We start from the raw sequence: 17,848 nt of genomic DNA on the forward strand, positions 1-17,848 counted from the left end.
AACTCCGTGGGTCTCTGTGAAGAAGGCTTAGAGGTCGATGGCCGACTGGTCGACCCTGGCGGCGGACTCGACGAGCCAGTTGCGGCGCGGCTCGACCTTCTCGCCCATCAGCAGTTCGAGGGCTTCCTCGGCGGCTTCTACGTCGGTCATGGTGATGCGGCGGACGGAGCGGGTGGAGGGGTTCATCGTGGTGTCCCACAACTCGTCCGCGTCCATCTCGCCGAGGCCCTTGAACCGCGGCACCGGGGTGACGACGCTCTTGCCCGCCTTCTCCAGCGATGCGACCTTCTGCTCCATCTGGCGCTGGGTGAAGGTGAAGTGCGTCTCGGGGTTGCGGCCGCGCGTCATGACCTTGTGGAGCGGGGGCATGGCCGCGTAGAGGCGGCCGTCCTCGATCACCGGGCGCATGTACTTGGCGAACAACGTGATCAGCAACGTGCGGATGTGGCTGCCGTCGACGTCCGCGTCGGCCATCAGGATGACGCGGCCGTAGCGCATCTGCGGGAGGTCGAAGGTGCGGCCGGTGCCGGCGCCGAGGACCTGGACGATAGAGGCGATCTCGGCGTTGCGCAGGGTGTCGGCGAGAGAGGCCTTCTGGACGTTGAGGATCTTGCCGCGCAACGGGAGCAGCGCCTGGTACTCGGAGACGCGGGCCATGCGCGCGCTGTTGTGGACGAACACACCGGCTTCGAGCGCGAAGTTGTGGTAGCCGTCGACCGTGAGGTCGTAGACGTCTTCCCGCTCCGGGAGCGCTTCGACGGAGGCGACCGAGTGGTTCACCAGTGAGGCGGCCTCGCGCAGGCGTGCGAAGTCGTCGTCGTAGTGCGCCAGGACGTTGAAGAACTTCAGGCCGGTCTTGGCGTTCGCCTTGCGGTCGAGTTCGTAGGCCAGGGCCAGCTCGAGGTTCGACGGCGTGTCCAGCAGCGGGGTCATGCGCTTGAGCGCGGCGATCCGGCGGCCTTCGACCTGCTTGGAGACTCGCTCGGCGCGCGGCGTGGAGTCCACGTAACGACGACGGCCCTCCTGGATCTTCTCCAGGTGGCTGGTCGAAGCATCCGCCATGCGCTGCTTCATGCGGGCGGAGTGTTCGCGGCCGAACTGCGGGTTGTTCTCGTGCCAGGCGATGACGGCCTCGCTCTGGCGCTGACGCTCCGCGTGGTCCGAGAACTGCTCGGTGGTGGCACGGGAACGCCACGCGAGCAGTTCTTCGTCCTGCCACTGCGCGAGGGAACGCTCACGCCACTCTTCGCGCTTGCCGGGCTGCGTGAAGAACGCCCGCACGCGCTCGGCGGCGGCCGCGCGGTGTGCCGGCTCGGCCCAGTACGCGGCCTGCCATCCGCGCATGCGCTCGGCGTAGGCGGCCTTCTCGTCGTCGCTCAGCGCCGCGTACCACTGCTGGAAGCCCTGCTCGATGCGGGCGCGGAACTCCGGGTCCTGGTTGCGCTCGGCGAGCCGGGTGAGGCAGGAGGCGCGGAACTCGGGGTTCTTCCACTGCTCGGACAGCATCGCGGACTTGAACTCGGTGCCGCCCGCGGCCAGCCATGCGCGGTAGCCCTCCTGCACGTGCTCGCCCATCATCGCGGCGTGCAGTGCCGCGTGGTCTTCCCAGGTCATGCGCTTGAGGTTGCGCGGGTCGTTGTTCCGCTTGTCCACGTCGACGTGGTGGCGGACGTTGCCGGCCTCGGTGCTGTCGAGGCCGTGGCGCAGGTTGTACGCGTCGGCGAGGTAGTGGGTGTAGACCCACTCCTGCCGGTCGTTCATCCAGACCCGCTCGTATCCCTCGAGCTTGTCGCCCTGTGCCTTCGAGGACACCGACCGGTAGAGCGGCATCAGCGAGTCGCCCGGCTGCAGGGCGTCCGCACGGCGGTAGGAGCCGTCGCGCAGGCGGAACAGGTGGTCCGGTGTGCAGCGAACAGACTCGCCGTCGTCCAGCGTGACGCGGACCAGCTGCGCGTTCGTCTTGGTCAGCCGGGGCTCGACGAGCGGCACGACGACGACGCGGCCCGCCTTGTTGGTGGCGTAGCCGAAGTGCGTGATCCCGCGGGCCCAGTCCTCGACCAGTTCGCCGAACGACAGCGACTTGCCGGACGCGAGCGAAACGCGAGTTTCTTTCACAAAACAGCCCAGCGCACTGTCGCCCTCGACGAGGAACAGCTCGGACCGGGACACCCCGGTGGTGCGGCAGTCGACGAGTTTGGCCGGCATGGCCGCGCCCTCGAGGGCGGTCTTGCGGCGGGCCGCGTCCTTCTGCTGCTTCTGGGTCAGCCGCACACGGGAGGCGTCGACGACCTTCTGCAGGACGGTCTTGGCCTCGACCTTGGTCTTGCGGTCCTCGGTCCAGGCGCGGACCTGGGCGTCGACGATGCCCTGCAGCACCTTGGTGATGCCGGCGGTGGAGAGTTCGTCCTTGGTCTGCGAGGTGAACTGCGGCTCGGGGATGCGGACGTGGATGACGGCCGTCATGCCCTCGAGCACGTCGTCGAGGGTCGGCATCTCCTCCTTGGGCTTGAGGAGGCCGCGGGTCTTGGAGATGGCGTCCTGCACGGACTTGACGACGGCGCGGTCGAAGCCGCGGCGGTGGGTGCCGCCGTGCATGTTGCGGATGGTGTTGGTGAAGCACTCGACGGTGCGTTCGTAGCCGGTGCCCCAGCGGAGGGCGACTTCGATCTCGGCCTGACGCTCCACTTTGGACCGCATCACGCCGTTCTCGTCGGCGGCGTTCTCGAAGTAGGTGCCGGAGCCGGTGATGACCAGGGTGCCGGAGACGGCCCGGTCGCCCGCCGGGGCGAGGAAGTCGACCATGTCGGTGAGGCCGTTGGGGTAGTGGAAGACCTCTTCGGAGATCGAGTCTTCCAGCGCGGTCCGCAGGACGTAGGTGACGCCGGGGACGAGGAACGCCGTGTTGCGCATCTTCTGGCGGACGACGTCCACGTCGAGCGCGGCGCCGTTCTCGAAGTAGCGGGCGTCGTACCAGTAGCGGGTGGAGGTGCCGGTGGACTCGTTGCGCTTCATCTTGCCGACGACGTTGAGGCCGGCCTGGCGGGTGAACTTCGCCTTGGGGCCGGGGCCGTCGAAGACGCCGGGGAGGCCGTGCGCGAACGACATCGAGTGGACCTTGCCGCCGCGGCGGACGGTGACGTCGTAGCGGTGCGAGAGGGCGTTGACGGCGGAGGCGCCGACGCCGTGCAGGCCGCCGGAGGTCTTGTAGCCGGAGCCGCCGAACTTGCCGCCGGCGTGCAGCTTGGTGAGCACCAGTTCCACACCGGACAGACCCGACTTGGCGTGCACGTCGGTCGGGATGCCGCGGCCGTCGTCGTCGACCTGGACGCTGCCGTCGGCGTGCAGGGTGACGATGATCCTCGTCGCGTGGCCGGCGACGCCCTCGTCTGTCGAGTTGTCGACGATCTCGCTGAAGAGGTGGTTGATGCCCCTGCTGTCGGTCGACCCGATGTACATGCCGGGCCGTTTGCGGACGGCCTCCAGACCTTCGAGGTGGGTGAGGTCGTCGGCCCCGTACAGGGTCTCTGCGGTCACGGGTACTGCTCCCTGATTGTGTGCGGACTGCCAGCAGGGTATCCGCACCCCCTGACAATTTTTCGCAGGACGCCCGTCACGGTCGTGGAAAGTGCCCTGGGTGGTGCGTCACAAAGCGCCGGCCGCGGGGTGGAACAGCCGTCCGGTGGTGGAGTACCCGCATTTCAGAGGCTGTATCGGCCGATGTGGCGGTGCCCGTCGAGGGCCCAAACGAGATGCGGCCCGCACGAGGTGTCACAACGGGTGACCGAGCGGGCGTGCGGACACGTACGCGCGGGGTCCACGCGTCCGCGCGCGACCGGCGGGCACACGGCGGAGTCCTATGTGGACGATCAGTGAGCCGCCTCCCGAGAAGGCCGATGTCCGCTTCGGCCGAACCGGACAAAGCGGTGCCCAAGACGGCCGCGAACCGGGAGCACCCGAGGTTGCGCGCGAGACCGTTCCGAGACCTTCCCGAAACGGACCCGTGAACCGCGATGAACAACGGCACGTATGCCCCGGTGTCGGAAGCGGACCGAGGGACGGAGTGATCGCGTGCGGCATGGTGTGGACTCGGGTCTCTTCCAGCAGACCGCGCACAGCCCGTCGTACTTCGAGCTGTCGCGGACGGGTGCGGGCGAGCTCGTGGACTTCTGCATCCCGTGCAACCCGTACTTCCCGACCCCGCCGATGTTCGAGGAGCTGTCGAAGAACCTCGAGGCGGTGCTGAAGTTCTACCCCAGCGACTCGTCCAAGATCGCGGCGCAGCTGAGCAGCGTGCTGGGGCTCAACCCGGCGACGATCGCGATGTCGAACGGCAGCACGGAGCTCATCACGTGGATGGACCACATGTGGGTCCACGAGAGCATCGCGATCCCCATCCCGACCTTCGGCCGCTGGACCGACCAGCCGATGGAGAGCAACAAGCGCGTCGACATGTTCCTGCTCCAGGAGAGCAACAACTTCGAGCTGGACGTCGACGAGTACATCAAGTTCATCCGCGCTCGCGGCTCCAAGGTGGCCGTGATCTGCAACCCGAACAACCCCGACGGCGGCTACCTGCCCCGCAGGGAGATCATCCGGTTCATGGACGAGCTCTCCGACCTCGACCTGATCGTGATCGACGAGTCGTTCATCGACTTCGTCGAGGTCGAGCGCGTCCCGTCGGTCGCGGCCGAGGCGTCCATCCGGCCCAACGTGGTCGTGCTGAAGAGCCTCGGCAAGAACTTCGGCCTGCACGGCATCCGGTTCGGCTACCTGGTCGCGAACCCGGGACTGGCCGGGAAGATGCGGAAGATCCTGCCGAAGTGGAACCTCAACTCGCTGGCGGAGACCGTCGTGTTCATGCTGGCCGAGCACGAGGCGGAGTACGCCGAAAGCCTGCGTCTGCTGTCACGGGACAGGTACCGGATGGGCATGGAGCTCTCGCGCATCCCCGACCTGACCGTCTACTCCTCGCAGGCCAACTTCCTGCTGGTGAAGCTCGGCGGTGGACTCGACGGCCGTGAGCTGCGCGACCACCTGCTGTCCCGGCACCAGGTCTTCATCCGCGAGTGCGGCAACAAGCTCGGCATGACCAGCAAGTTCGCCCGGCTGGTGGTGCGGCCCGAGCACGACGTCGACCGGCTCGTCGAAGGCATCCGCGACTTCACCCAGTCCAGGTGGACGAACGACCACCCGACGCATTCAAGCCATTCCAGCGAACCGTCGCTGCTCATGCACAGCGCCTGATCGACAGCGTTCGCACGCTCAGCGACCGAACCACATTCTCCGAAAGGTTGCCCAAGATGTCATCACCGCACGCCCTCAGCGGTCGGCGCGGCCAGGTGGCTGCGGCCGCGCTGGTGGCCGCCACACTGCTGAACGCGGCCATGTTCGGCGGTAACGGCGCCACGGCGTCTTCGCACCGCGAGGCTCCTCTCATCGCGGGTGACCCGGCCGTGGACAACACGGACCTGTACGCGTTCGTGAGTCCCGACCACAAGGACACCGTCACGCTGGTCGGCAACTGGTCCGGTTTCCAGGAGCCCAACGGCGGCCCGAACTTCTTCCCGTGGGCCGAGGACGCGCAGTACGACTTCAACGTCGACAGCGACGGTGACGCCAAGGCCGACGTGGTCCTGCGGTTCACGTTCGAGACCGACGACCGGCGCAAGAACGCGACGTTCCTGTACGCCAACGGTGTCGTGGACTCGCTCGACGACGAGAACCTGTTGTTCCGGCAGCGCTACGACCTGGAGGCGATCTACCAGAACGGCCAGAAGGTCAAGCTGGTCGACAACGCCCCGGTCGCGCCGTCCCCGAACGGCCCCGCGTCGATGCCGGACTTCAAGAAGCTGCGCGACCAGGCGATCGCGCAGATCGCCGGTGGCGGCAAGGTCTACGTCGGACCGTCCGAGGACGCGTTCTTCGCCGACCTGCGCGTGTTCGACCTGCTCTACGGCGGCAACCTGAGCGAGGTCGGCCAGGACACGCTGCGCGGCTACAACGTCAACACCATCGCGATCCAGCTGCCCAAGAACGCGCTGGCGCTGCGCAACGACAACCACCGCAACCCGAACATCGGCATCTGGAGCACCACGCAGCGCCGCACCCTGAAGCTCTCGCCGGGCAAGGCGGAGGCGGTCGGTGACTTCGTGCAGGTCTCGCGGCTGGGCAACCCGCTGGTGAACGAGGTCGTGGCCCCCGCGGGCCTCAAGGACGCGTTCAACGGCCTGCGCCCCGACCAGGACGCCGGTGTGAAGGAGCTCGTCGACCGGGTCGTGAACCCGGAGCTGCCCAAGCTGGTCGAGGCGATCTACAAGATCCCCGCGCCGCAGGGACAGCGCGACGACCTGGCCGAGATCTTCCTGACCGGCATCACGAAGAAGCTGGGCGCGCAGATCAACGCCGACCTGAACTCGCAGGTCGACAACAAGGACGCGGACGCCCGGAAGTTCCGCCCCAGCGAGATGCTGCGGCTGAACATGATGATCGACCCGAACCCCAACCCGAACCGCCTGGGCCTGCTCGCCGGGGACACGCAGGGCTTCCCGAACGGCCGGCGGCTGACCGACGACGTGGTGGACATCGCCGTGCAGGCGATGGAGGGCGCGGCGGCGTCGGGCAAGCTCGTCGACGCGCTCGCCACGGGTGACAAGGTAGACGCGAACGACCAGCCCTTCGAGGCGAACTTCCCGTACGTCGGCCTGCCGCGCAACGGCACGGCCGTCAACGCCTCGGGGACCACGGCCGACGTCGCGGTCAACCCGGTGGGCAAGATCGGCAACATCGACCCGATGGCCATGACGACGGCGGTCGGCTCGGCGGCCGTGTTCGGTGCCGGTTTCCTGCTGTGGCGCAAGCGCCAGCAGCACATCCGCAAGTACGGGTCGCACTCGAAGTGAAGTACCAACAGCGGCAGGCCGTCGCGGTGGTTCTCCTGGTCACCGCGGCGCTTGCCTACCTAGCCGCCTCCGGTCCTGCCGACAGCAGGGCCGGGGGCGAGCCCCCTGTTCCGGCGGTGGCGCAGCAGAACCAGATGCACAAAGTGGTCCACCAGCTGCAGAAGCGACTGCACGACGTTCCACAGGACAAGGCCTCCTGGGCCCAGCTCGGTTCGTCCTATGTGGAGCTGGCACGCGTCACGGCCGATCCCGCGTACTACGCGAAGGCCGAGGGCGCGTTGAAGAACGCGGGCGACTCGGGCCTCGCCGCCATCGGCATGGGCACGCTGGCCAACGCCCGTCACGACTTCCCCGCGGCCCGGGACTGGGCCCTGAAGGCGATCGCCGCGCTGCCGTCCTCCGCGGAGGCCCACGGCGTGCTGGCCGACGCGTTGACGCAACTCGGCGACGACGCGGGCGCGCAGGACGCGGTGCAGAAGATGCTGGACCTCAAGCCGAACACGGCGTCTTTCGCCCGCGCTTCCTTCCACTTCGAACTCCACGGCGACGTCGACGGTGCCCGCGACGCGATGCAGCGTGCGCTGAAGGCCTCCACGACGCCCGAGGAGATCGCGTTCTGCCGTTACCGGCTGGGCGAACTCGCGTTCGACCACAACCTGCTGGACGTTGCCGCTGACCACTACGAGCACGGGCTGGCGGCGAGAGGAGACGACATGACTCTCACTCAGGGCATGGCCAAGGTCGCGGCGGCACGGGGCGACGTCCCGGTGGCGCTGGACTCGTACCGCAGGCTGGTGGCCCGCGCTCCCCTGCCGCAGTACCTGCAGGAGTACGCGGAGCTGCTCGAGGCCAGCGGCCGCACCGAGGACGCCGCGAAGCAGTACGGCGTGCTCACCGAACAGCAGCGACTGATGGAGTCCCAGGGTGCTTCCGACGATCTGGCCGCGGCCCTCGTCGCCGCTGACCGAGGTGATGGCATGCAGGCACTGCGCCGTGCGGAAGCCGAGTGGAGCCGCCGGCAGAGCGTCTTCGTGGCCGACGCGATGGCCTGGGCCCTGCACGTCAACGGACGCAACGCCGAGGCCCTGAGCTACTCCGACCGCGCCGTCGCGCTGGGCTGGCAGAACGCCACGTTCTCCTACCACCGCGGCATGATCCTGGCCGCGCTCGGCCGCGTCGCCGAGGCCCAGGAGGCGCTCGTGCAGGCGCTCACGCTGAACGCGAACTTCTCCCCTCTGCAGTCCCTGAAGGCGGGCCGCAAGCTCGCGGAGCTCCGAGGCGGCCGGTGAGCCTGTCCAGTTGGGTGGTGCGGCCCGTCCTGGTGGCGGTCCTGCTGCTCGCCGGGATCTTCTTCATCAACGGCGAGGCGTCGGCCCACCCGCTGGGCAACTTCAGCGTCAACCACTACCACGGGCTGCACCTGCACCCGGACCGGATCGACCTGCGGTCCGTGGTCGACGTGGCGGAGATCCCGACGCTGCAGGAGAACCTCAAGGCCCGCGACGCGAAGCAGTGGTGCGACGAGGTGTCGCGCACCGACCGTTCCACCGTGGACGGGCGGCAGATCGCCTGGACGCTCTCCAGCTCCACCAAGACGCACCCGGTCGGCCAGGCCGACCTCCTCACGACCCGGCTGGTATGCGAGTTCACCGCCAAGGTGGAGCTCGACCGGCCGGCGAGGCTCGAGTTCTCCGACGAGTCGAACGCCGACAGGGTCGGCTGGCGTGAGATCACCGCCGCCGGCACCGGCATCAGGGTGGCCGGCTCGCAGGTGCCGACCGAGAGCATCAGCGACGAGCTGCGGACGTACCCGGAGGACCTGCTCAGCAGTCCGCTGGACGTCCGCTCGGTCGCGTTCAGCGCCGAACCCGGCAGCGGGTCCGAGCCGAGGAAGGCCTCCGGCTCCCCGATCCAGTCGTTCAGCGTCACGGCGGCCAAGCTCAACGACATCCTGGGCAGCGACGACCTCACGCCGTGGCTCGGGTTCCTGGCGTTGTTGCTGTCGTTGGTGCTTGGCGCCTCGCACGCGGCGTTGCCCGGTCACGGCAAGACGCTCATCGCCGCCTATCTGGCCGGACGTCAGGGCACGCCGAAGGACGCGTTCATCGTCGGTGCGTCGGTCACGGCCACGCACACCGGTGGTGTGCTGGTCCTCGGCCTGGTCATCAGTGCTTCCAGCGCGCTGGCCGGTGAAGAGGTGCTGCGCTGGCTCGGGCTGGTCAGCGGTGTGCTGATCGCGGTGATCGGTGTGATGCTGCTGCGCTCGGCCCTGTCCACCACCCGCGAACCCGCGCTCGCCGGAGCCTCAGCGGGACACGGCCATGGTCACGGGCACGGCCACGGACATGGGCACGGGCACGGTCATGGGCACGGCCACGGCTACAGCCGCGCGAGCCTCATCGGCATGGGCGCGGCCAACGGACTGGTCCCCTCGCCGTCCGCGCTCGTCGTCCTGCTCGGTGCGATGGCACTGGGCCGCACGTGGTTCGGCGTGCTCCTGGTGTTCGGTTACGGAATCGGCATGGCCGGCACGCTCACCGCGGTCGGTCTTCTGCTCGTGAAGGCGCGAGAACGCGTCGAGAAAATCCTGGACGGCCGTGCCACCCGCGTGCTGTCTCATTACGCACCTGTCGGCACAGCCGCGATGGTCATCGTCGTCGGCGCGTGGCTCACATTGCAGGCCGTGTAATTACACCAATGCAACTCGAAGGGCCCGGATTCCGAGGAATCCGGGCCCTTCGACTCTTTCCGCCTTACAGGTTCGCCACCACGAACGTCTTGCCCTCGGTGTTCTCGACCACGATCGACCTCACCTTGTCGGGCGAGACGCTGACCATGCCCCTCACCTTGGAACCCTCGACCCGCTGCTTCTCGGTCGTCGTCCAGGCGAAGGCCTCGGTCTTCGTGCCGTCCGTGCCCACCACGACCAGCTTGCACTTCTGCGCTGCGGGCAACCCGTCGATGTCCGCCGTCACCAGGTAGCGGTCCTGCGACGACGGCGCTATCTCCGCCACCAGCTTGATCCCGCCCGCCGTCGCCTCGCCCGAGCGAGTCGAAGCGATGCTGGTACCCGCTCCCTGGTTCTGCATGAACACCGCGGCACCCCCGAACGCGACCGCCGCGGCCACTGCCGCGGCGGCGAGGTAGCCCGGCCAGCGCCGGGCCCTGGCGTGCTGTGGTGCTGGTAGTTCCTCCACCGGCGGTGGACTGGCTCGCAGGCGTGGAGCGGCCTCCCGCTGCTGCGGGATGGCCGACTCCTGCCTGATCTGCCGCAGCGTGCGCTGCAGCACCAGGTCCGACGGCATGGGCAGGTCGTCCTCGAGCTCGTGCAGAAATGCCTCACGAGGCACGTCGTCAAGTGCTGTTCGGATCCGATGGAAGTCGGCGACCTGCGCACGGCAGGACGGACAGCCCCGAAGGTGCTGCTCCACGCCAAGACTCTCGTGCGCGTCCAGAACGCCGAGCGCGTAGCAGCCAAGGGTGACCGCGTCGTGCGCGCCAGCTGTCATACGACCTCCTCGTCGTCCCGATTCGACCCCCGCGGCGAAACGGTGTCACGAAGGAAAACGGGCAGATAGGAGTGGTCGGTTCAGCGTTCGAACGAGTTCATTCTGATATCGCATAACAATGGCATTACGTGACCGCGCAACTACGGTTCACGCCCTGCCTGAGCTGTGCTTTTCACTCGATCGGACGACTCAAGTCGTCTCACACGACTACAGGCACGTAGATCGACGAACTGACGGTCGCTCCTCGGCTTCGACGAACGCGACAAGGCCGTCGAGAACGCGCGCGAGACCGAACTCGAACTCGTCGAGCGGGCGGTCGAAGCCGCCCGAGTTCCAGATGCTGGTCATCATCGGCAGGCGGTCCGGCGTGAAGTGCTCCCACAGCGACGCGGCACTGGTCCACCAGTCCTCGTCGGACACCCCGGTCTCCCGCTCGGCCCGCACGCGGTCGGCCATCGTGCGGCCGACGCCGTCGACGAAGTGGCCGACCGCCGTCACGACCGCGACGATCTCCTCGGTCCGCAGCCCGAGATCGGCCACCACGGCGTACGCGGCGTCCTGACGGGTCATGGCCTGTGGGCCCGGCACCCGCCGCGAAGTCGTGAGCTGCAGCACCCACGGGTGCGCGCAGTACATCGTCCACACCTGCCGCGCGAAGAACTCCAGCCCGTCGCGCCACGGCCCCGCGGGCGTGTGCTCGGTCTCGCCCCACACCGCGTCGACCATGAGGTCCAGCAGTTCGGACTTGCCCGGCACGTGCCGGTAGAGCGACATCGTGGTGAAGCCCAGCGTCTCGGCGACGCGCCGCATGGTGAGCGCGTCGACCCCCTCCGCGTCGGCCACCTTGATGGCCGCCTCCACCACCCGCGACTGGCTCAGCGCCGCCTTCGGTCCCCTGGTCGGCTCCGCCGGCGGCTCCCACAGCAGCCGCACGCTCCGGTCACGATCGCTCTTCACCCAGCCCCCTTCACACATGACTTGCATGTGAATCCTAGAACCGTGTACAACGTACACCCTGTGTACAACATAAGCAGTTAGACCACGGGGGTGGATCGTGGGACACGCGGTGCTCGCGGAAGGCCTGCACAAGAGGTTCGACGGGAAGGCGGCGCTCGACGGGTTCGACCTGGCGGTACCGGCGGGAACGGTGTGCGGGCTGCTCGGCCCGAACGGCGCCGGCAAGACCACGGCGGTGCGCATCCTGGCCACGTTGCTGCGCCTGGACGGCGGCCGCGCGGAGGTCGCGGGCCACGACGTGGTGCGCGAGGCTCCGGCGGTGCGCAGGCAGGTGGCGTTGAACGGCCAGCAGTCCACGGTCGACGACGTGCTGACCGGCAGGGAGAACCTGGTCATGTGGGGGCGGCTCTACCACCTGTCCAAGCGCCAGGCCTCGCTGCGGGCGGAAGAGCTGCTGGAGCAGTTCGGGCTCGCGGACGCGGCGGACAAGCGGGCCAAGCACTACTCGGGCGGCATGCGGCGGCGCCTGGACCTGGCGTCGAGCTTCATCACGGCGCCGTCGGTGCTGTTCCTCGACGAACCGACGACCGGCCTCGACCCGCGCAACCGCGGCGAGGTGTGGCGGGAGGTGAAGAGGGTCGTCGCGGAGGGGACGACGGTCCTGCTCACCACGCAGTACCTCGACGAGGCGGACCAGCTCGCCGACCAGATCGTCGTGATGGACACGGGCAGGGTGGCGGCCCAGGGCACGCCGGACCACCTCAAGTCCAAGCTCGGCGGTGACCGGATCGAGGTGGTGGTCCGCAACTCCGACGAGCTGCCGGTCGTGGCCGGCGTGCTCGGCGAGGACGCCGAGGTCGACCACGACGCGTTCAGGGTGAGCGCGGCGGTGGTGGACCGGGTGGCGGCACTGACGCGGGTGACGTCGGCGCTCGCCGCGAAGGGGGTCGAGGCCGAGGACATCGCGCTGCGGCGGCCCACGCTCGACGACGTCTTCCTCGCCATCACCGGGCACAAGGCCGTTGCGGAGGTGCAGTCGTGAACGCGGTCAGGTACGCGGCGGTCGACTCGTGGATCGTCGCCAAGCGCGATCTGATCCACTGGGTGCGCGAGCCGGTCAGGGTGTTCGCGAACCTCGCCTACCCGATCGTCTCGGTGCTGATCTTCGGGCTGGTCTTCGGCAGCGCGATGAACGTCTTCGGCGGCGGTGACTACATCGAGTTCCTGCTGCCGGGCATGTTCGGCCAGACCATCGCGTTCGGCGTCGCCGCGACGATGATGATGGTGTCCATGGACGCCGACCGCGGCGTCACGGACCGGTTCCGCGCCTCGCCGATGTCGCAGACCGGTGTGGTTGCCGGGCGCAGCTTCGCCGACCTGGTGAACTCGTCGCTCGAGCTGCTCGTGCTGGCGCTGTGCGGTCTCGCGATGGGCTGGTCGTTCCACCACGGGCTGCTGAAGGCGCTCGTCGCGTTCGCGCTGCTGCTGTGGCTGCGGTTCGCGCTCGTGTGGATCGGCATCTACCTCGGCCTGCTGGTGAAGCCCGAGGCGGCGTCGGCGTCGTGGATGTTCCTGTTCCCGCTGACGATGTTCGCGAACACGTTCGTCTCGCCGGAGCTGATGCCGGGCTGGCTGCGGGTGGTCGCGGAGTGGAACCCGCTGTCGTCGACCGTGGCGGCGGCGCGGGAGTTGTTCGGCAACCCCGGTGTCGGCGGCGACTCGTGGGCCGCGCAGAACTCGCTGCTACTGGCCGTGCTGTGGCCGGCCGTGTTCGTGGCGATCTTCTGGCCGCTGTCGGTGGTGAAGTACCGCAACCTCAGCCGCTAGGAAGTCCGTCCGGAACTGGTCGGTGAGCCACCGCGCGAGCAGCCGCCGCCAGTTCCGGACCCTGGCGAGGTGCTCGGGCCTCAACGTCCGGTCGTCCTCCCACTCCTGCCAGTCCTCGCTCGCCAGCCAGCCGATGCAGCCCGCGATCCGGTGCACCCTGAGGAGCTCCGGGGCCGGCCGCGATCCGTACCCCGCCCAGAACGCCTGGGGCAGCACGGTTCCGTGCAGGTAGAGGTGCTCCTCGAACGCCGCGAGCTCGTCGAGCGGGTTGCCCTGGCCGGGGTTGTCCCAGTCGATCAGCGTGGCCTTTCCTTCCCCCACAATGATGTTGTGGAGGTTCACGTCGTTGTGCAGCAGACCGACGCGGTGGATCTTCTGGAACGCCAGGCCGATGCCGCGCCAGACCTCTTCGGACACCGGCAACGCGTCCGCGAGCGTCCGGCCCTCCACGTACTCGACCAGCACGTCGCCGCGGCCGTTGTGCGCGAGGACCTCCGGTGCGCCGGGCACGACGAACTTGGGCAGATCGCGCGCCACCTTCGGTTGCCGCAGCACGGCTTTGCGCCCGTCGGCCAGCGTCACGAGGTGCAGGACGTTGGTGAGCCCCTCCCCGTGCAGGGGCTCGACGCGGACGGCCGTCCGCAACAACGGGAACATGGGCCCACCTCCGGATGGCCCATGGTCTAACACGCGGCAGGTCAGGCCGCGGTGAACGCCGGCGGGCGTCCGCTCCCGTCAGACCGCGGCCTTCTTGCGCGACAACAACCGCGCCGCGACCGCCGCCGGCAGGTACATCAGCACCCCGTACACGGCAGGCGGAATCGCCATCGTCTCGTCGTTGAGCACCGTTAGCGCCAGCGTGATCGCGATGGTGGCGTTGTGGATGCCGATCTCCATCGCGCTCGCGATCGCCTGCTTGCGCTCGATGTTGAACGCCTTGGGCACGTAGTAGCCGATCAGCAGGCTGAAAATGCTCAGCAGCAACGCCACCGGGCCGAGCGTCCCGATGTTGTCGATCAGCTGCTGGTAGGCCTGCGCGATCGCCGCGATGATGACGAGCACCAGCACCACGACGGACGCGATGCGCACCGGGTCGTTCATGCGCAGCGACCAGGCCTCGAACCTGCGCCGCACCAGCATGCCGATCGCCACGGGCACCAGCACGATCGCGAAGACCTGCACGAACTTCGCCGGCTGCAACCCGACCTCGGCGCTGTCCGCCATGAAGTGCGCCATGCTCAGGCCGACCACCAGCGGCAGCGTGAACACCGCGAGCACCGAGTTGATCGCGGTGAGCGTGATGTTGAGCGCGACGTCGCCGCCCGCGAGGTGGCTGAAGAGGTTCGCCGACGTGCCGCCCGGCGACGCGACGAGCAGCATCATGCCGACCGCCAGCACGCCCTTGAGCCCGAACGCGAGCACCAGCCCGAGGCAGACCGCCGGGAGGACGACCACCTGGCAGACGAGCGCGATGATCGCGGCCTTGGGGTACTTGGCGACCCTGGCGAAGTCGTCGGTGGTGAGCGTGAGGCCGAGTCCGAACATGACCAGGCCCAGCGCCAGCGGCAGGAAGATCTGTACGACTAGCACGGCGGCCTCCGCGGATGTCCAGCTTGTGCAGTTTGATCTGTTCGGAAGATCCTGGCGTTACGCCCGCGCCGATGGAATCGGCCAGGTGGCGGCACCCGGCCCGCTTTCGCGGTGGTCGTGGTGGACACCGGCACCGTGCAGGTCGGCGTGTTCACGGCGGGTGACCTCGACCCGGCCGGGATCGTCGCGCCGGCGGTCGCGGCGGGGCTGGACGTCTTCGCGGTCGGCGAGCACCACGACCCGCCCTGCAACTCGCCACTCCGCTGGCCCACATCGCGGTTCGGACGCGCCTGCGGCTCTCCACCGCCACGCGGCGAGTTCGGGAACGTGCAGTTCCATGGTGTGCACTACGAAGAGCGTTGACGAACGGCGCCCACTTGCTCACTGACGTCGCACCACCACCGCGATGACCAGGATCAGCACGCCGATGGCGACCGCCGCCCCGAGCACCCACAGCCCGTAGATCGCGAACGCCACGAACTCCGACCCGATCGCGGCCACCGACGTCACCGTCGCACGGGCGTCGGACTCGATCCGGTGCTGCAGTTCGGTTTCCACGTGCACCAGCACGAACCGGTACAGGCCGTAGAACAGTCCCAGCAGGACGATCGCGAGCGGCACGGCCAGCAGCGCCGCCACGATCAGCAGCACACCCGAGGCGAACAGCACCCAGCCGCGGAACGGCAACCGTCCGGCCAGGTGCGCGCCGGCCGCCCCCATCAGCGGCACGCCGATGGTCGCCATCGGCACCCACACCGTCGGCACGTGCCAGTCCTGGGCCAGCAGCGTGAAGTACTCCTCGAACGCGTCGATCGCGTACACCAGGGCCACTGCCGCCACGGCGCGTTTGATCGGCACGGACGCGCGCAGACCGGTCATCAGGGTCGCGAGGTAGCCGGGTTCGTCGTCGTCCTCGCCGCCGCGCTCGGGTTCGGGGAACCGCAACGCGATCACCGACGACGCCAGGCACATCGCGACGGAGATCCACCCGGCCAGCTGGTAGCCGCCGAGGGAGAACAGCGCGGTGGCCACGACCGCGACCGGCACCTGGGCGATCAGCTCGATGGTGTCCACACGGGCGTTGAGCCGCCCGTACTGCTCCTCGTCGCCGTTGGCCGCGAGTCCGTCGTACAGCAGGGCTTCGAACGCGCCCGACTGCAGCGTGCCGCCCAGTCCCCACAGCACGAAGCCGGCGGCGAAGCCCCAGAACGACGGGAACACCACCCAGGCCGCGTACCCGAAGGCTTGCAGCACTCCGGAGGCCACGAGCGAACTGCGCCGCGAGAACCGGTCGGCGATGGCGCCCGAAGGCACCTCGAAGACCACCGCGGTGAGCGACCAGACGGCGAGCAGCACCGAGATCTGGGCGTCCGACAGCCCGCTGTCGGCGAAGAGCAACGCGTACAGCGCGTAGATCGGGATGAGGTGCGAACACCACGCCCACGCCGTCGCGGTCCGGGAAAGATCAGTTGAAGATCAATGTCGTCGTCGCATGGCACAAGACTAAGCCGCCAGCGCCACCGAATAAATGGCGCTGACGGCTCGTGGTCGTTCAGGAACCGGCTGTGATCAGACCGGTGATCAGAACCCGGCGGTGATCTTCGAGAAGGCCAGCTCGGTCTGCCCGATGCCGGAGCAGCTCGCCGACACCTGGCCGTCGCAGCCGCCGCGGTCGCGGTTGACCGACCAGAAGGCCAGTCGCCCGAGGCCGTTGGACTTCGACCAGTCGCGGATCGCGGTCCAGTCCTCGACCGTGGTCAGCTCGCGCTGGTCCGACAGGCCGTTCATGCCCGAGATGCCCACGTGCTTGAACGCCTCGGCGTCGCTCCAGCCGAAGGTCGACCTGAGCTTGTTCTTGAGCCCGGTGGCCGCGCCGATGGTGTCGGTGCGGATGTTCGAGCTGCCGAAGTCGAACGGCATGATCGTGAACACGTCGATGTTCGCGTTCAGGGCCTTGGCCTGGTCGATCAGGCGAGCGCCGTAGAAGTTCGGTCCGGTGGTGCCGGTGCCGAACGTGACGATCGTCTGGATGCCCGGGTTGTTCTGCTTGACGATCTTCAGCGCGGTCAGGATCCGGTCCTGGACCGTCGTGTTCTCGAACTCGTCGGAGTTCTCGATGTCGATGTCGATCGCCTTGAGCCCGTAGGCGTTGATGACCTGCTGGTACGCGCCGGCCAGCGCCTCGGGGGTCGAGCAGTTCGGGCCGAGCTTGTTGCCGCTCCAGCCACCGAACGAAGGCACGATGTCACCACCGGCCGCGCGGATGGCGTTGATCGTCTGCTGGTCGACGCCACCGGTCAGCGGGCGCGCGCTGTCCCACGAGGGGGTGCAGCCGCCGCCGGACAGCACGAACGCCAGCGTGAACCACTTGACGCCGGTCGCGTTCATGACCTGCGTCGCGCTCTGCGGGTTGCCCCAGCCCAGGTACAGGTAGGGCGCGCCGCGGCCGGTGCCGGGCACCGGCGGGTTCGACGTGGTCGTCGTCGTCGTGGTGGTGGTCGTCGTGGTCGTCGGCGGCTGTCCGTTGCCGTCGCACGAGCCGCCGTTGACCTTGCAGTTCGAGGGGTTCGCGCCGGAACCCCTCACGGTGAAACCGAAACTGACGCTGCCACCGACCGGAACGGTGCCGTTCCAGGTGTTGCGAACGGTGATGTTCTGGCCGTTGGCGGCGTAGCTGCCGTCCCACAGCGACGCGATCGACTGCCCGCCCGGAAGCGTGAACTCGACGGTCCACGACGAGAGCGCGGACGCGCCGCTGTTGGAGATCGTGTACTTGGCCTCGTAGCCGCTGCCCCAGTCCGAGGTCTTCGTGAACGCCGCCGTCACGCCCGACGCGCCACTCGCGGGCGCGGCGAGAACGCCTCCGACCACGGTGGCCATCGCCAGACCTGCGGCCAGGATCTGCCAGCGAAACTTCTTCATGGTGCTCCATTCACGTGCAGGGGGTACGTGATGGTGGGCACGTTAACTGGTCTAAACCACTCGTTCAAGGGGATGAAACGGACTTCATCGTCGCACGTCAGGGCGTTGTGCGAGAACGCTCTCACGCCCAGTCCACTTGACATG

General features: G+C 68.3%; 14 protein-coding genes. 7 read left to right on the forward strand and 7 right to left on the reverse strand.

Going from position 1 to position 17,848, the window contains the following annotated elements; genetic code table 11:
• Nucleotides 1-27: 27 nt before the first annotated feature.
• Entirely contained in the window at nucleotides 28-3,534 is a 3,507-nt protein-coding gene (locus IE307_RS04650) for an ATP-binding protein (RefSeq protein WP_191296156.1), read from the reverse strand.
• 534 nt (nucleotides 3,535-4,068) lie between these two features.
• On the opposite strand from IE307_RS04650, the gene IE307_RS04655 reads away from it, so the two are divergent.
• Genes IE307_RS04655 through IE307_RS04670 form a run of 4 tightly spaced genes read left to right on the forward strand, consistent with a single transcriptional unit; the run spans nucleotide 4,069 to nucleotide 9,588 of the window.
• A complete protein-coding gene (locus tag IE307_RS04655) occupies nucleotides 4,069-5,244 on the forward strand; it encodes a pyridoxal phosphate-dependent aminotransferase (RefSeq protein ID WP_229904379.1) in 1,176 nt (391 codons plus the stop codon).
• A gap of 56 nt (nucleotides 5,245-5,300) precedes the next feature.
• Nucleotides 5,301-6,899 carry a DUF4331 domain-containing protein gene (locus tag IE307_RS04660; RefSeq protein ID WP_191296158.1) on the forward strand — a complete coding sequence of 533 codons (1,599 nt, stop codon included), beginning with the start codon at nucleotides 5,301-5,303 and terminating at the stop codon, nucleotides 6,897-6,899.
• Complete coding sequence (locus IE307_RS04665; protein WP_229904380.1) at nucleotides 6,896-8,188, forward strand: tetratricopeptide repeat protein; 1,293 nt, start codon at nucleotides 6,896-6,898, stop codon at nucleotides 8,186-8,188. The genes IE307_RS04660 and IE307_RS04665 overlap by 4 nt, the downstream gene beginning before the upstream one ends.
• Nucleotides 8,185-9,588 carry a nickel/cobalt transporter gene (locus IE307_RS04670; protein WP_229904381.1) on the forward strand — a complete coding sequence of 468 codons (1,404 nt, stop codon included), beginning with the start codon at nucleotides 8,185-8,187 and terminating at the stop codon, nucleotides 9,586-9,588. Before IE307_RS04665 ends, IE307_RS04670 begins: the two co-directional genes overlap by 4 nt.
• A gap of 64 nt (nucleotides 9,589-9,652) precedes the next feature.
• On the opposite strand, the gene IE307_RS04675 is transcribed toward IE307_RS04670, so the two are convergent.
• Together IE307_RS04675 and IE307_RS04680 are read right to left on the reverse strand one after the other, a co-directional pair.
• Nucleotides 9,653-10,408 carry an anti-sigma factor family protein gene (locus IE307_RS04675; protein ID WP_191296159.1) on the reverse strand — a complete coding sequence of 252 codons (756 nt, stop codon included), beginning with the start codon at nucleotides 10,406-10,408 and terminating at the stop codon, nucleotides 9,653-9,655.
• A gap of 207 nt (nucleotides 10,409-10,615) precedes the next feature.
• Nucleotides 10,616-11,365, reverse strand: a complete 750-nt coding sequence (locus IE307_RS04680) for a TetR/AcrR family transcriptional regulator (RefSeq protein ID WP_191296160.1) — start codon at nucleotides 11,363-11,365, stop codon at nucleotides 10,616-10,618.
• Between the two features lie 94 nt (nucleotides 11,366-11,459).
• Here IE307_RS04680 and IE307_RS04685 point away from each other — a divergent pair, with 94 nt between their 5' ends.
• Nucleotides 11,460-12,407 (forward strand): ATP-binding cassette domain-containing protein, encoded by a 948-nt coding sequence (locus tag IE307_RS04685; RefSeq protein ID WP_191296510.1) that lies wholly within the window; start codon nucleotides 11,460-11,462, stop codon nucleotides 12,405-12,407.
• Nucleotides 12,404-13,192: an ABC transporter permease gene (locus tag IE307_RS04690; RefSeq protein WP_191296161.1), complete on the forward strand. Its 789-nt coding sequence runs from the start codon at nucleotides 12,404-12,406 to the stop codon at nucleotides 13,190-13,192. Before IE307_RS04685 ends, IE307_RS04690 begins: the two co-directional genes overlap by 4 nt.
• Here the strand turns inward: IE307_RS04690 and IE307_RS04695 are convergent.
• Both IE307_RS04695 and IE307_RS04700 read right to left on the reverse strand, forming a co-directional pair.
• Nucleotides 13,109-13,849, reverse strand: coding sequence for a lipopolysaccharide kinase InaA family protein (locus IE307_RS04695; RefSeq protein ID WP_191296162.1), 741 nt, complete (start codon nucleotides 13,847-13,849; stop codon nucleotides 13,109-13,111). The two genes, IE307_RS04690 and IE307_RS04695, sit on opposite strands and share 84 nt — an antisense overlap.
• Before the next feature lie 78 nt (nucleotides 13,850-13,927).
• Complete coding sequence (locus IE307_RS04700) at nucleotides 13,928-14,782, reverse strand: bile acid:sodium symporter family protein (protein WP_229904382.1); 855 nt, start codon at nucleotides 14,780-14,782, stop codon at nucleotides 13,928-13,930.
• A 120-nt stretch (nucleotides 14,783-14,902) separates the two neighbouring features.
• Between IE307_RS04700 and IE307_RS04705 the strand changes: the two genes are divergently transcribed.
• Complete coding sequence (locus tag IE307_RS04705) at nucleotides 14,903-15,145, forward strand: hypothetical protein (RefSeq protein ID WP_191296163.1); 243 nt, start codon at nucleotides 14,903-14,905, stop codon at nucleotides 15,143-15,145.
• An 18-nt stretch (nucleotides 15,146-15,163) separates the two neighbouring features.
• Here IE307_RS04705 and IE307_RS04710 read toward each other — a convergent pair whose 3' ends face one another.
• A complete protein-coding gene (locus IE307_RS04710) occupies nucleotides 15,164-16,180 on the reverse strand; it encodes an MFS transporter (RefSeq protein WP_229904383.1) in 1,017 nt (338 codons plus the stop codon).
• Nucleotides 16,181-16,363: 183 nt separating this feature from the next.
• Nucleotides 16,364-17,704 (reverse strand): cellulose binding domain-containing protein, encoded by a 1,341-nt coding sequence (locus IE307_RS04715; RefSeq protein WP_191296164.1) that lies wholly within the window; start codon nucleotides 17,702-17,704, stop codon nucleotides 16,364-16,366.
• Nucleotides 17,705-17,848 lie beyond the last annotated feature (144 nt).

This window comes from Lentzea cavernae (genome assembly GCF_014653695.1).
Lineage (GTDB): Bacteria > Actinomycetota > Actinomycetes > Mycobacteriales > Pseudonocardiaceae > Lentzea > Lentzea cavernae.